The following is a 14,029-nucleotide window of genomic DNA, read 5'->3' on the forward strand; positions in this document are numbered from 1 at the left end:
GATGGAGAAGGATCTGAAAAAGGTCGCCTATTACCCCGGCTGCGCGCTGGAGGGCACGGGCTACGCCTATAACAAGTCGACCAAGGCGGTCGCCAAGGAGTTGGGCCTCGATCTCGTCGAAGTGGAAAACTGGAACTGCTGCGGGGCGATGGAGGTCAAGAACATCGACCCCGAAATCGAAACCTACCTGTCGGCGCGTGTGCTGTCGCAGACCGAAAAGATGGGGTTCGACAAGGTGATGGCGCCCTGCAACGGCTGCTATCACAACCTCAAGAAGGCCGAACACGACCTGACCCACGACGCGCACTCGGTCGAGGTCAACGACCGGCTGTCGAAAAAGGCAGGCCACAAGACCTACGAGGCCGGCAAGGTCGAGACGCTGCACGCGCTCGACTGGCTGATGCGCGCGGTGGGCGAGGAAGAGATTTCCCGTCGGGTCAGGAAATCGCTCAGCGGCATCAAGGTCGCCAACTATTACGGCTGCATGTACACCCGCCCGCGCCGCATCTTCCCCGAAAAGGACAAGGGGCCGGGCACGGAATCGACCGCCAACCCGCATTTCATGGACGACCTCCTCGCCGCGGCGGGGGCCGAGAACGTGGCGTTTCCGTTGAAGACCGCCTGCTGCGGCGGCGCGCACACGCTGTCGGACAGCGACACCTCGACCAAGCTGTGCCTGAACATCCTCACCGCGGCCGAGGCCTCGGGCGCCGACGTGATCGCCACCGAATGCCCGACCTGTCACACCGGGCTGGAGATGCACCAGATCCGCGCCGAAAAGGTTATGGGCCGCAAGACCAAGGTCAAGATCATGCATTTCACCCAGCTTCTGGGGCTGGCTCTGGGATTGTCGTCGCGCAAGGTCGGCGTGAACGACAACTTTTCCGACTCCCGCGGCTTCGTGAAAGAGCGAGGGCTGGGATGACCCGCACGCCCCGCTCCATCGCCGAGGTCGAGGCAGCCTGCGACGCGCTGGACGCCCTGCCCGGCGACGCGTTGGCCACCGATCCGGCGGCCCATGCAGCCGAATTGCTGCATCTGGGCGAGGACGTGCTGGCGGCCTGGGTGACGGCCAAGGGCGGCGCGCCGACCGAGGGCGAGAGCGAAGGTTTTCGCCTGCTCGCGCTGCACCGGCAGGGCGCGCGGGGCACCCCGAGCTTCAACGCCTGCCGAGAGACTTGCCGAGAGCTGGTCTATCATCACAATCTGGTTCTGGACGATCCCGCGTCCTCCGAGGCCGTGCAGCGACTGCGGATGGCCACGATGATCGCCCGGCACCTGGCCCTGTTCGTCGGCGGCAAGCTGGTCGTCGACGGTCTGGGCGATTTCTGCTGCTCGTCGCGCCCGATCCGTCAGGGCGAGACCGCGGCGCCCGAAGCGATGGAGACCTGACATGCCCGTAGTCCGCGGCTGCACCCTTCCCGACGACCTACTCTACGACGTTCCCAACAACATCTGGTATCGCGACAACGGCGACGGCACCCTGACCGCCGGCATGACGATGATCGCCACCGCCATGGCGGGCCAGTTGGTCGCCTTTACCGCCAAGAAGGTGGGCAAGACGATCAAGGAAGGCAAATCCATCGCCACGGTCGAATCGGGCAAATGGGTGGGTCCGGCCAAGGTGGCCTTCGAGGCCGAGATCGTCGAGGTCAACGACGGGCTGGTCGCCGACCCCAAGCTGGCCAACAGCGACCCCTATGACGCCGGCTGGATGGTCAAGGTCAAGCCCGTCGATGCCGCCGCGCCCCAGGCCGTGCTGGTGCCCGGCAGCGCCGTGGCCGACCCCTACGAGGCCAAGATGGCCGCCGACGATTTCGCGGGCTGCGCCGCCTGACGCGATGACTGCCGCGCGGGGCCCGGAAGGCGGCGCGCGCGGCCAAACAAGGGGGCCTGCCGGCCCGGGGAGAGAGAGATGCTCGACGACACCAATGCCAAGGCCATGACGATCATCGTCACCAAGGGCACGCTGGACTGGGCCTACCCACCTTTCATCCTTGCCACCACCGCGGCCGCGATGGGCATCGAGACCACGATGTTCTTTACCTTTTACGGGCTGCAGCTGCTGAAAAAGGATCTCGATCCCAAGATCAACCCGCTGGGCAACGCCGCGATGGAGATGCCGATGGGCGGCGGGCACATGGCGATGCCCAACATCGTCGCGGCGCTGCCCGGCATGACCTCGCTGACGACGAACATGATGAAGAACATGCTCAAGAAAAAGGGCGTCGCCTCGATCGAGGAGCTGCGCGAGCTGGCGCTGGAGGCCGACGTCAAGATGATCGCCTGCCAGATGACGATGGACCTGTTCGAATACAAGCGCGAGGACATGATCGACGGCCCGGAACTGGGCGGCGCGGCCTCGTGGGTCGATGTCGCCGCGAAAAGCGACATCAACCTTTATATCTGACAAGGGAGAGAGACATGGCCGATCAGGTTCTTGACGCGCAGGGGCTGAACTGCCCGATGCCCATCCTGCGCGCGAAAAAGGCGCTGAAGGAGCTGCCGACCGGCGGCACGCTGGAAATCCTGGCCACCGATCCGGGCGCGGTGAAGGATTTCGAGGCGTTCTGCAGCACCACCGGAAACGAGCTGCTGTCGAGCGAAGAGGACGGCAAGGTCTTCAAGTTCGTGATCCGTCACACCGGCTGATCGCCGGGCGCGGCGGGCTCTGCCAGTAGCGCGGTGAACGCGCGCGCCGCGGGTGACAGCGTCCGTTCGCGGTGGCGCAGCAGGGTGAAGGCGCGCCTCGGCAGCGCCATGTCAAGCGTGACCAGCGTGCCCGCCTTTAGCGCGCCCGCCACCACCTGCCGCGACAACGCCGCCGCCCCCGCCCCGTGCTCGGCGGCGATGCGCACCGCCTCGTTCGACGGCAGTTCCAGCGCGATCTTCAGATCGGCGGGCCGCACGCCCATCTCGGCCACCGCGCGCTCGAACAGCGCGCGGGTGCCCGAACCCGGCTCGCGGAAGACGAAGGTCATCGCTTTCAGGTCGCCTGGGGTCAGCGGCCGCACGATGGGCGCGCCCTGCCCCGGCGCCATCACCAGCACCATCTCGTCCTCGGCCACGGTCTGGGCGGCCAGCGCGGGGGCGTCGATGTCGTCTTCGATCAGGCCCAGATCGGCCAGCCCCTGTTCGATCTGCCGGGCGACCGCGGCGCTGTTGGCGATGGAAAGGTGCAGCGCGACCGCCGGGCAGCGGGTGCGAAAGCGGTGCAGGATCGGCGGCAGCCAGTAGGTGGCCACGGTCTGGCTGGCCGCGATCGCCAACTCGCCCCGCGCCAGCCCGGCCAGGTCGGCCATCGCGGCCTCGGCCTGCGCCGCGCGGGCCAGCACCGCGCGCGCCTCAACCATCAGGACCCGCCCCGCCTCGGTCAGCACGATCCGCCGCCCGACCCGGTCGAAGAGCGGCAGGCCCAGCCGCGCCTCCAGCGCGCTGACCGCGGCGCTGACCGTGGATTGGGTCAGGTTCAGCGCCTCGGCCGCGCGGGTCACGTGTTCGCGTTCGGCCACCGCCAGGAAGATGCGCAATTGCTCAAGCGTCATGGGCTTGATCTTACAGGACCGTCTTGACCAGCGTCAGGCTGAAAACCGCGATGAAAAGCGTCGAGACAGCGCCCAGCGCCAACGGCCGCAGCCCCTTGGCCCTGAGCTTGCGCAGGTCGGTCTCCAGCCCCATGGCGGCCAGCGCCATCGACAGCAGGAAGGTGGTGGCGGCGACGATATCCGCTTTCAGTTCCGCGGGCGGCGGCGCGACGCTGGCCACCAGCATCATCGCGATGAAGCCGAAGACGAACCAGGGCGTGGGCACCCGTGCGCCCTCGGCCGCGCCATGGGTGCGCGCCATCATCGCCAGGGTCAGGATCAGCGGGGCCAGCATCATCACGCGCGACAGCTTGGCCACCGTCGCGGCCTCTCCGGCGGCCTCGCCCCGCTGAAAGCCCGCGGCCACCACCTGGGCGACCTCGTGGATCGACGCGCCGGCCCAGAGGCCGAAATGGTCGGGGGCGAGGCCCAGCGGCGCGGCCAGCATCGGGTAGAGAAACATCGCCAGCGAGCCGAAGACGGTGACGCAGGCCACCGCGTAGGCCACGTCCTCGTCATGGGCGCGGGTCACCGTGTTGCACGCGATCACCGCCGAGGCGCCGCAGATCGAGGTCCCGGCGCCGATCAGTTCGGCCAGGCCGCGATCGACGCCCAGCATGCGCCCGGCGGCCTTGGTGAAAAGGAACGTGGCCACCAACGCCGCGGCGATCACCGCGAGTCCCGTGGCCCCCACCGACACGACCTGCCCGAGCGTCAGTTGCAACCCCAAAAGCACGATCGCCGCGCGCAGGATGCGCCGCATGGTGAAAGTCACTCCCGGTTTGGCCATCGCCGGCGTGCCCAACAGGTTGTGCAGCGCCATGCCGATCACGATGGACAGGATCATCGGGCTCAGGACGCCGATGCCGGGCACCTGCCTCAGGCCGAACGCCGCCGCGGCGACCGTCGCGCAGAGCACCACGCCGGGCACAAGCCCGGCCCATGGGGCGGCGGGGGATCTGCTGAGGGCTGTGGCGGCGCTTGGCATCGGCGGTCTCCGGCTTGGCGGCCAGAATGACGCCCACGAACCGTTCTTACCAACGAATAGTTTTTCATGAAACGTTCGTCTCTAGCGAACATATGCGCCTTTTGTACCGGTCCCGGCCGCAAAGGTCGATTCGCACCCGGCCGGGTATCGGCAGACCCGCGTCAAGCCGTTTGCAAAGGCATCGCTGCACCGTTCGTTGTCCCGCCACAAAGCGCCCAAAAAATGGGCGCTGACGCCCGCAGCGTGCAGCCGAGACGCACCGTCGCGCAATTTAATTACGCAGCGAGACGCGGATTTGAGCAAATCTTTATCGACATATGCTCGCTCGAAGCACAAAAAAAGCCAAAAAACCAAAACCTTGGTGGTCGGCGGTTGAAGTCGCGCCATCTGGCTGCTCACTGTTCAGCATGTGGAGGCAAAAACCAGCGCTTCCACACAAAACATGGTCGGTATATGTCCTTACATGTTTAAGAGGGTCCAGGGAGGGCCATCTTCGGCCGATCCAAAAGGAGGAATCAAAGATGGAAAGACGCAAGTTTCTGAAAACCGCCGCCGGCGGCACCGTTGGCGCCGCTGCGCTGGCGGCACCGGCCGTCGCGCAGGAGCGGACCGACATGGTCATCGTCTCGACCTGGGGCCGCGATTTCCCCGGTCTTGGCACCAGCGCCCAGCGCCTGGCGGCGCGCATCGAAGAGCTGACCGAAGGGCGCATCGCCGTTCAGTATTTCGCCGCGGGCGAACGCGTCGGCGCCTTCGACAGCTTTGACGAGGTCGCCTCGGGCAACGCGCAAGCCTACATCGCCGCCGACTACTACTGGAAAGGCAAGCATCCGGGCTGGGCGCCGTTCACCGCCGTGCCCTTCGGCCTGACCTATAACGAGATCGACGCCTGGATGAAGTTCGGCGGCGGCCAGGAGCTTCTGGACAAGATCGGCGCGGAATTCGGCATCAAGGGCATGCCCTGCGGCAATACCGGCGTGCAAAAGGGCGGCTGGTTCAACAAGGAAATCAATTCGCCCGAGGACCTCAAGGGCCTCAAGATGCGTATCCCGGGCCTCGGCGGCGACGTCATGGCCAAGGTCGGCGCCTCGCCGGTTTCGCTTCCGGGCGGGCAGATCTACGAAAACCTCGTCTCGGGCGCCATCGACGCGACCGAATGGGTGGGGCCGTGGAACGACTTCTTCCTCAAGCTCTACGAGGCGGCGAAATACTATTACTGGCCCGGCATGCACGAGCCCGGCAGCCAGCTCAGCCTCGGCCTGAACGCCGAATTCTGGGGCTCGCTGTCCCAGAGCGACAAGAACATCATCACCTCGGCCAGCGCCGAGGAGAACGCGATGCAGGCGGCAGAGACCAACTACAACAACGGGATCTACCTCACCCGGCTCGTCAACGAGTACGGCGTGGAACTGCGCGAGTTCAACGATGACGTCTACGAAGCCTTCGGCGAGGCAGCAACCGAAGTCATCGAGGAAGCGCGCGACCACAGCCCGCTGGCCGCCGAGATCTTCGACAGCTTCCTGGCGGTGCGCGACAACGTCGGCTCCTACACGAACTACGCCGACGCCTCCTATGTGGTGAAGCGTAACCGCTTCCTGGGCATATGACCCGGCGGGTTTAGCCGGCCGGTGACGGACGGGCCAGGAAAGCGGTTCCTGGCCCGGACCTACTGATAAAATGACGACCATATTCCTGTGGGGGGGACATCAGCCGCATGACAGACACAACCGCTGGGCGCGCCTTGGTGACGCGTTCTTTCGGCTGGATCGTTCTGGCCGTCATGGGGGCCTTCCTCGTCGATTCGATACTCAAGTTCTGGCTGGGCTTTCCGGGCGCGGCCGCGGCGCTATCGGGCGGCGGCGCTCTGGCGCTGTTGCAGGCCGCGCTTTATCCCGCAGCCGCGGCGCTGGCTGTTCTGGGAGTGACGCGCCGCCCCGAAGTGTCGCTGCGCGACGACGCCGCACGGGTCACCGCGATCAACACCTTCATCGTGCGCGCCGCCTTCTGGGTGGTGGTGCTGGTGGGGATCGGCGATGCGATATTGTCCTTCCTGCGGGTCGACGGCCTGCTGGAAGGGCTGGTGGGCACCGAGCTGGCCTCCGACCTCGGCCGGTCGCAGTTTCGCGGCATCTATTTCCACCTGCCGCTGGTGCTGCTCGGCATCCTGATCGCAGCAGTCACGCGGGGCATCGCCTTCGTCTGGCTGGGCCTTTTGGTGGTGCTGGCCGAGTTGCTGATCGTGTTCAGCCGTTTCGTGTTTTCCTACGAGCAGGCGTTCATGGCCGACCTCGTGCGCTTTTGGTACGGCGCGCTGTTCCTGTTCGCCTCGGCCTACACGCTTCTGGAAGACGCCCATGTGCGCGTCGACCTGCTTTATTCGAACATGTCCCGGCGCGCGCAGGGGCGCACCAACGCCTGGGGCGCCGTGCTTTTGGGCATCACGCTGTGCTGGACGATCCTCATCATCGGGTTCGGATCGTCGTCCAGCATCATCGTCGGCCCGATCCTGGTGTTCGAGGTCACGCAGTCGGGCTTTGGCATGTATGTGAAATACTTCATGGCCGCCTTCCTCGGCATTTTTGCGGTGACGATGATGTTTCAGTTCGTCGCCCAGTTCTTCGAAGCCGTTGCCGATAGACGCGGCGAGCCTGGCGCGCGCGAGTCGCACGCCGAAATGATCTAGACCGACAGGACCCGCCCGGATGGAACTCTTCTTCCTCGCTCTTCTGATCATCATCATGGCGACGGCGCTCGGCTCGGGCTTCCCCGTTGCCTTCTCGCTGCCGGGTGCGGCCATCATTACGGTGCTGCTGGCGGCGGGTGCGGGGTATCTATTTACCGGCAGCACCGACGCCTATTTCGAAAGCGGCGGCCCCTCGCAATGGCTGAGTGCGGGGGTAACCAACCTGCGCGGGGTCTACTGGGAGCCAGACCGAGACACGCTGATCGCGATTCCACTGTTCATTTTCATGGGGATCATGCTGCAGCGGTCGAAGATCGCCGAGGACCTGCTGGTCACCATGGCGCAACTCTTCGGCCCGATCCCCGGCGGCCTGGGTATCTCGGTGGTCGTGGTGGGCGCGCTTCTGGCGGCGACCACGGGCATCGTCGGCGCGACGGTGGTGGCCATGGGCCTGATCTCGCTGCCGGCGATGATGCGCAACGGCTATGCCAACCCGCTGTCGACCGGCATCATCGCGGCCTCGGGCACGTTGGGGCAGATCATCCCGCCCTCGATCGTGCTTATCATCCTGGCCGACCAGCTGGCCTCGGCCACCGACCAGGCCGGGCAGGCGCGGCAGACGCTTTACAAGGCCGTGACCGGCGAAATCACGATGCCCTCCGAATTCGCCGTGGTCTCGACCAGCGCGGGCAACATGTTCCTGGGCGCGCTGGTGCCGGGCCTGCTGCTGGTGGGGCTTTACGTACTGTTTATCCTCGGCGTTGCGCTGGTGCGGCCCAGATACGCGCCGGCCGTGACCCACGGCGGTAAATACGACCTGCGCTTCGCCGGGCAGGTGTTCCTGGCGATGGTGCCGCCGCTGGCGCTGATCATCATGGTGCTGGGCTCGATCATCGGCGGGATCGCGACGGTGAACCAGGCCGGCGCCATCGGCGCCGTCGGCGCCATGATCATGGCTGGCTACCGGCTGCATCCCGGCGGGCGGCTGCGCTACGTGCCGGCGATCATGGCGCTTGCGGGGCTGGCGCTGATCGCCTTCGTGCTGTCCAATTTCGACACCAACATCCAGAACATCCAGTCCGCCAGCGACGTTCTTGGGGTGCAGCTTGCCGGTCTGGGCGTGCTGATGGTCGTGGCCGCCATCGCCTGGAGCGGCTACCGCGCCTATGTCACCGAAAACGCCCTGAACGGCGTGATGATCGACACCGCCAAGACGACCTCTCTGGTCTTCATCATCCTGCTCGGCGCGGCGATGCTGACCGCTGCCTTCCGCGCCTTCGGCGGTGAAGAGCTGGTCAAGCATTTCCTCGAGGGCCTGCCGGGCGGCTTCTGGACGAAGTTCATCATCGTCATGGCGGTGATCTTCATCCTCGGCTTCTTCCTCGACTTCATCGAGATCGCCGTGGTCGTGGTGCCGATCGTCGCGCCGATCCTGCTGGCCGATCCGGAGGCCAACGTCTCGGCGGTATGGCTGGGCGTCATGATCGGCCTGAACATCCAGACCTCGTTCCTGACGCCGCCATTCGGCTTTGCCCTGTTCTACCTGCGCGGGGTGGCCCCGGCGGCGGTGCGCACGATCCAGATCTACAAGGGCGTGGTCCCGTTCATCGGCCTGCAGCTTGCCGCGCTGGCGATCGTGGCCGCCTACCCGCCGCTGGTAAACTACCTGCCGGTCCGCAGTGCGCTGACATCCGAGACCGCGCCGCCGCCGGTGAACCCGGCGCTGCAATATTGCGTCGAGGATTACGTGGCCAAGGAGTTCAACGAGAACGGCGACACGATCCGCGCGGCGATCGATCGGGCCGCGGCGCTGGATCTGTCCGCCCTGCCCGAGGATTTGCAGGACGATTTCCGCGACGGCGTGGAAAAGGCGGGCGAGTCCTTCCAGCTGATGGCCGAGATCGAGGCGCTGGAACGTGATCTCGACGAGGCCGCGGTAGACTACCGGCCGGTGCACAAGGCCGTGCGCCAACTCGAGGCCGACGCGCGCCGGATCGACACCGTGCTGGAGGATATCGAGCAGCGCATCAGCCGAGGCTTCGGCGATTCCGCGGCACTGGAAGAGCGCGCGGCCGAGCTGAGGACCGAAAAGGAGGCGCTGCTGGAGCAGATCCCCGGTGGTTGGTCCGAATTGGAAGCGGCCTACAGCCAGATCACCAATGCCGACCGGCGGGCGCGCACGATGTACCGCCGGACGGTGGACCAGGCCTACGAGCCGGTGACGGAGATCAGGCAGATCATTGCCGATGCCGATGCGCTGGCCGGGTTGCAGGGCCCACTGGACGCGCTGGCCGACGATGTCATGGGGATGGACGGCGAGACAGCCGACGAACGCTTCAAGGAGGTCGAGCGGATGCTCAGCGATGTCGAAGGCGCGAACGACATCCGCGGGCTTCTGTCCGATGCGCGGCGCGAGATCGACGACCGCTCGCCCGACCCCGAGCGGGCGGCGGAATATGTGGCCGAGGCGCAAGCGCTCTTCGCCGAAGAGGTCGCCTGGCGCCGGCGTGCGGCCGAAGAGGTGCTGCCCGCGATCGAGGCCTACGACGCGGCGATCCGCGACACGATCGGCCTGCGCCAGCAGCCGCGCCTGCCGCGCGAACAGGCGTTGTTCGTGGCCTCGTGCAACTCGGTGCACCGCGACATCTCGCTGAGCTTCTGACGCGAACGGGGCCGCCCATGGGGGCGGCCACGGCACACCCCGCCGGTATCGGCAGGGTCAGAAACGGCGCATCAGCCAGTCGGCCACGCGCAAGACCCCCCGGTCGTTGCCCATCGCGCCCACGACCTGCACGCCCATCGGCAGGCCGCCATCGGCCCGCAGGATCGGCACGCTGCAGCAGGGCAGGCCCAGCAGGCTCCAGATACGGTTGAATGCCGGATTGCCGGTGCCGCTCTCGAAGGCCGGCGCCGGGCCTGTGGCCGCGGGCGTCAACCAGACGGAGTCGGGCGCGACGTGGCCCTCGAAGAGATGCCGCAATCGCCGCATCGCGCGGCGGTCGTGCGCCCGCTCTTTGGCGCTGGCCGCGCGCCCCTCGGCAAGCTGCGCCCGCAGCCCGTCGGACAGCAGATCGGGCGCCCGCGCGTATTCGTGGGCCAGCGCCTCGGCCGCCTCCATCGCCATGATGCGGGCGTGCAGCGCAGGCGCGGCGGCAAGCTCTGCCTCGATATCGGGGGCAAAGCGTTGCTCGTCCAGCAATGGGCCCAGCCCCGCCTCGAACTCCGTCCAGGCGGCGGCGAGCGGCGGTTCGGCCGCGCCCCAGACCGGCGAGCGGTACACCTGCAGGGTGCCGATCTCCGTGGCGGCGCCGGGTTGCAGGGCAAGGCCCGTCAGCGCCTCGACCGCCAGCGCGGCGTCCGGTACCGAGCGCGCGAAAACCCCCACCGTGTCGAGGCTGCGCGACAACGGTGCCACGCCCCCGGTCTCGATCAGATCGAAGGACGGCTTGTACCCCACCACGCCGCAGAACGAGGCGGGGCGGATCACCGAACCCGAGGTCTGGGTGCCCAGCGCCAGCGGCACCATGCCCGCGGCCACCGCCGCCGCCGAGCCCGAGGACGACCCGCCAGGCGTGCGCGCGGCATCGTGCGGGTTGCGGGTGCGGGTCGGGTTGTAGCCGGCGAATTCCGTGGTCTCGGTCTTGCCCAGGATCACCGCACCGGCGGCACGGGCCAGCGCCACCGACCCTGCGTCGAACCCGGCGATCCGATCCTGCCAGATCGGCGAGCCGCAGCGCCACGGCAGGCCCCTGACCGCGAAGATGTCCTTGACCCCCAGCGGCACCCCGTGCAGCGGGCCGCGCGACGGGGCGCTGTCCAGCGCGCGCGCCGCGGCGATGGCCCCTTCAGCATCGACCGCGACCCAGGCCGAAAGGTCGCCCTCACGATCCGCGATCCGGTCCAGGCGGGCGCGGACCGCCTGTTCCGCGGTCTGGCGCCCTTGGGCGATGTCGCGCGCGGTGTCGCGGGCCCCAGGAAGGTCGTCAACGGTATCCGGCATGATGTCACCCTGTCGCAACGGCGGGGGTCGCGCCCCGATCAGGGGCCAGTCTGCGCCGAGACGGCGCCCGCCGCAAACCCCGCCGCAAACCCGGCACACCGGCGCCCCGCGGCCGACCGCCCCTCCGGCGTGACCGCGCCGAGGCATCGGTCGAGCAACGGCTGCATCTGCATTTGCCGGGCCATGTCCATCGCACGCCGGCGCAGATGGCGCGCCCGGTCACGGCGCGCGGAGGTGCCATGCCGTCACCCCACGCCGCTAGGCACTGGACGGGGCGCGCGGCCATGTTAGGCTGGCGTCGTCCCCAGGATGCCCGGACCACCGCTTCATGATCTCCAAACGCCTCTGGAAGCTCGTTCGCCTCAGCCGGCAGCTCTGGGTCCGCGCCTCGCTGATCGCGCTTTTGGCCATTTTCGCGGCCATCGCCGGTGTCCTGCTCGAGCCGATCATCCCGGCCGCCATAGCCGAAAGGATCGGCGAGGATGCGGTGATGCCGCTTTTGAACGTGCTGGCCTCGTCGATGCTGGCGGTCACCACCTTCTCGCTCAGCGCCATGGTAAACGCTCACCGGGCGGCCTCCAGCCAGGTGACGCCGCGCTCTCATCGGCTGTTGCGAGAGGACACGACGACCCAGACGGTTCTGGCCACGTTCCTCGGCGCGTTCATCTTTGCGCTGGTCTCGATCATCCTGTTCCGCGCGGGGCTTCACGACGGCGCGGCGCCCGTCGTGTTTTTCGCCTTCACGGTGCTCGTGGTCGCCCTGGTCGTGCTGGCGATCCTGCGCTGGATCGACCACCTCTCGCGGCTCGGCAGCATGGACGAGACCATCAGCCAGGTCGAGGCAAGCGCCCGGCGCACGCTCGCGCGTCAGCGCGCCGCCCCGAGCCTTGGCGCGCGCCCCCTGCCCGCCGGCCGCGCCGCGATCCCCGACGGGGCAGAACCGGTCCGGGCGCAGCGCGGCGGCTATGTGCAGTTCGTCGACATGGCCGGGTTGTCGGCGCTGGCCGACGAGGCCGGGGCCGAGATCTTCCTCACCGCCGCGCCGGGCACCTTTGTGGTGTCGGGAATGCCGATCGCTCATTTCACCCCCGAAAGCAGCCTGTCCCAGGACGCGATCCGCGCGGCATTCGAGATCGACGAGGTGCGCAGCTTCGATCAGGACGCGCGCTTCGCGCTGGTGGTTCTGTCCGAGATCGCCTCTCGCGCGCTGTCGCCGGGGCTGAACGACCCGGGCACCGCGATCGACGTTATCGGCCGGCTGGAACGGCTGCTGGCGGAATGCGACCAGGAAGACCAGGAGGTGCGGTATCCGCGCCTCTGGGCGCCTCTGGTGGGGGCGGACGACCTGATCGAGGACGCCTTTGACGCCATCGCGCGCGACGGGGCGGGAATGGTCGAGGTCATGCGACGGCTGATCCACGCGCTGAACACGCTGCGCGAGGGCGAGGACAAGGCCATGTCCAAGGCCGCCGAGCACATGGTCAAACGCGCGCTGGCCCATGCCGAGCGTAGCCTCGCGCTGGAAGAAGACCGGGCCAGCCTGGCGGCGCTCGCAGACCGCTAGGGCAGGTCAAGGGGGCCATCCCGGCCTTGCGCGTCAGTCCCGGCGCGCCCCGCAGGACCGGCGCGGCCAAGGCGTCGGGCGCACAGTGTCACGCCAGAAAAGCGAGCGAAAACAACGACAATGTCGAGGTCCAGATAATCACCGGCGCCAGTTGGTCGGTGCGAACGCCATGCAACACCCCAAGCGAAAAGGCCATCGCGCCGGACGGACCCGCCGCGCACAAAAGCAGGAGCGAGTTCCAGTCTTCCGGCCGCTGTCCCACCTGAAGGGCGGCCCAGACCAGCGCGGGAAAGACCAGTAATTTCAGCGAAGATATCGTGATCACCGTGGGCGTCGGCATCAGGCTGTGGCCGGACAGGATGACCCCGAGGGCAAACAGCGTCAGCGGCGCGGCGCCGGCGCCGGCGAACTCCATCGCGGTGAGGACCGGCGCCGGGGTGGGCAGCGTCGCCACATTGCCCAGGACGCCGAGGGCGATGGCGATCAACACCGGGTTCGCCGCGACCCGCCGCAGCGACTGCATCGGCGAGGAGGCGCGGTTCACCAGCAGATCGGTCGTGACGATGAAAAACGCGAAGGTCACCGTCGCGTCCCACGCGACGATCCCCGTCACCGCGGTCGCGGCTTTCTCGCCGTAGATCAGGAACGAGATCGGCCAGATATAAAGCAACGTGTTCACGAAAATCGTCGCCATGGCCAGCAACCACGCCTCGACCATGTCACGGCGCAAAAGGCGATAGGCCACGAAGAAGGCCGAGGCGAACAGGATGGCCTGGCAACAGGCGTAAAGGGCGATGGCATCGAGGCGAAAGGCGGACCAGTCCAGCCCGTTGACCAGTGGAAAGATCAGCGCCGGCTGGAGCACGAGAAACGCTATGCGGTTGACGGCCGTGGCCTCGGCCCGGTGCACCTTGCCGGCCCGCCCGAGCAAAAAACCGAGGGCGAGCATCGAGAACACCGGCAGGATGTCGTTCGTCAGTACGTCGAGCATGCCCTGGCCCCTTGCGGATACCGACCGAGAAAGCACTCAAACGACCCGGGCGCAAGCGGCGAGCGCGCCCAAGCCGCTGCAACCGCCTTCGGACGCTGGGACCTTTCCGTCTCGCGTCAGACCGGCCTTCCGACGAGATGCGCGGGTGTAGCGGCAGTGGACGGCGAGATCGTTCCAGCCGGGGGCTGTTGGGCGCAGGAATCACGCCACGGGGCAAGG

At 67.3% G+C, this 14,029-nt stretch carries 13 protein-coding genes; 9 read left to right on the forward strand and 4 right to left on the reverse strand.

The features are described from left to right. Position 1: 1 nt before the first annotated feature. The 5 genes from Ga0609869_RS14785 to Ga0609869_RS14805 all read left to right on the forward strand — a co-directional run bounded on the left by Ga0609869_RS14785 (position 2) and on the right by Ga0609869_RS14805 (position 2,652). Complete coding sequence (locus tag Ga0609869_RS14785; protein ID WP_211336782.1) at positions 2-925, forward strand: CoB--CoM heterodisulfide reductase iron-sulfur subunit B family protein; 924 nt, start codon at positions 2-4, stop codon at positions 923-925. Next, complete coding sequence (locus tag Ga0609869_RS14790; protein ID WP_125403699.1) at positions 922-1,392, forward strand: hypothetical protein; 471 nt, start codon at positions 922-924, stop codon at positions 1,390-1,392. Before Ga0609869_RS14785 ends, Ga0609869_RS14790 begins: the two co-directional genes overlap by 4 nt. 1 nt (position 1,393) lies before the next feature. Further along, on the forward strand, positions 1,394-1,837 hold the full coding sequence (locus Ga0609869_RS14795) for a biotin/lipoyl attachment domain-containing protein (protein WP_125403700.1): 444 nt from the start codon (positions 1,394-1,396) through the stop codon (positions 1,835-1,837). Positions 1,838-1,915: 78 nt separating this feature from the next. After that, a complete protein-coding gene (gene dsrE2 / locus Ga0609869_RS14800; RefSeq protein WP_125403701.1) occupies positions 1,916-2,410 on the forward strand; it encodes a sulfur carrier protein DsrE2 in 495 nt (164 codons plus the stop codon). A 14-nt stretch (positions 2,411-2,424) separates the two neighbouring features. Next, positions 2,425-2,652 (forward strand): sulfurtransferase TusA family protein, encoded by a 228-nt coding sequence (locus tag Ga0609869_RS14805; protein ID WP_125403702.1) that lies wholly within the window; start codon positions 2,425-2,427, stop codon positions 2,650-2,652. On the opposite strand, the gene Ga0609869_RS14810 is transcribed toward Ga0609869_RS14805, so the two are convergent. Both Ga0609869_RS14810 and Ga0609869_RS14815 read right to left on the reverse strand, forming a co-directional pair. Further along, on the reverse strand, positions 2,640-3,545 hold the full coding sequence (locus Ga0609869_RS14810; RefSeq protein ID WP_125403703.1) for a LysR family transcriptional regulator: 906 nt from the start codon (positions 3,543-3,545) through the stop codon (positions 2,640-2,642). The two genes, Ga0609869_RS14805 and Ga0609869_RS14810, sit on opposite strands and share 13 nt — an antisense overlap. 10 nt (positions 3,546-3,555) lie before the next feature. Continuing rightward, the gene (locus Ga0609869_RS14815) at positions 3,556-4,572 is read right to left on the reverse strand and encodes a YeiH family protein (RefSeq protein ID WP_125403704.1); all 1,017 of its coding nucleotides are present in this window, start codon (positions 4,570-4,572) and stop codon (positions 3,556-3,558) included. Positions 4,573-5,093: 521 nt separating this feature from the next. Between Ga0609869_RS14815 and Ga0609869_RS14820 the strand changes: the two genes are divergently transcribed. The 3 genes from Ga0609869_RS14820 to Ga0609869_RS14830 all read left to right on the forward strand — a co-directional run bounded on the left by Ga0609869_RS14820 (position 5,094) and on the right by Ga0609869_RS14830 (position 9,917). Then, entirely contained in the window at positions 5,094-6,179 is a 1,086-nt protein-coding gene (locus Ga0609869_RS14820; RefSeq protein ID WP_125403705.1) for a TRAP transporter substrate-binding protein, read from the forward strand. A 107-nt stretch (positions 6,180-6,286) separates the two neighbouring features. Further along, the gene (locus tag Ga0609869_RS14825) at positions 6,287-7,255 is read left to right on the forward strand and encodes a TRAP transporter small permease subunit (RefSeq protein WP_125403706.1); all 969 of its coding nucleotides are present in this window, start codon (positions 6,287-6,289) and stop codon (positions 7,253-7,255) included. 19 nt (positions 7,256-7,274) lie between these two features. Next, the gene (locus Ga0609869_RS14830) at positions 7,275-9,917 is read left to right on the forward strand and encodes a TRAP transporter large permease subunit (protein WP_125403707.1); all 2,643 of its coding nucleotides are present in this window, start codon (positions 7,275-7,277) and stop codon (positions 9,915-9,917) included. 57 nt (positions 9,918-9,974) lie between these two features. Here Ga0609869_RS14830 and Ga0609869_RS14835 read toward each other — a convergent pair whose 3' ends face one another. After that, on the reverse strand, positions 9,975-11,255 hold the full coding sequence (locus Ga0609869_RS14835; RefSeq protein WP_125403708.1) for an amidase: 1,281 nt from the start codon (positions 11,253-11,255) through the stop codon (positions 9,975-9,977). A gap of 328 nt (positions 11,256-11,583) precedes the next feature. Between Ga0609869_RS14835 and Ga0609869_RS14840 the strand changes: the two genes are divergently transcribed. Continuing rightward, the gene (locus Ga0609869_RS14840) at positions 11,584-12,819 is read left to right on the forward strand and encodes a DUF2254 domain-containing protein (protein ID WP_125403709.1); all 1,236 of its coding nucleotides are present in this window, start codon (positions 11,584-11,586) and stop codon (positions 12,817-12,819) included. Positions 12,820-12,907: 88 nt separating this feature from the next. Here Ga0609869_RS14840 and Ga0609869_RS14845 read toward each other — a convergent pair whose 3' ends face one another. Then, complete coding sequence (locus Ga0609869_RS14845) at positions 12,908-13,810, reverse strand: AEC family transporter (protein WP_125403710.1); 903 nt, start codon at positions 13,808-13,810, stop codon at positions 12,908-12,910. Positions 13,811-14,029: the final 219 nt, after the last annotated feature.

The sequence above is a fragment of the Rhodovulum iodosum genome (genome assembly GCF_041020385.1).
Lineage (GTDB): Bacteria > Pseudomonadota > Alphaproteobacteria > Rhodobacterales > Rhodobacteraceae > Rhodovulum > Rhodovulum iodosum.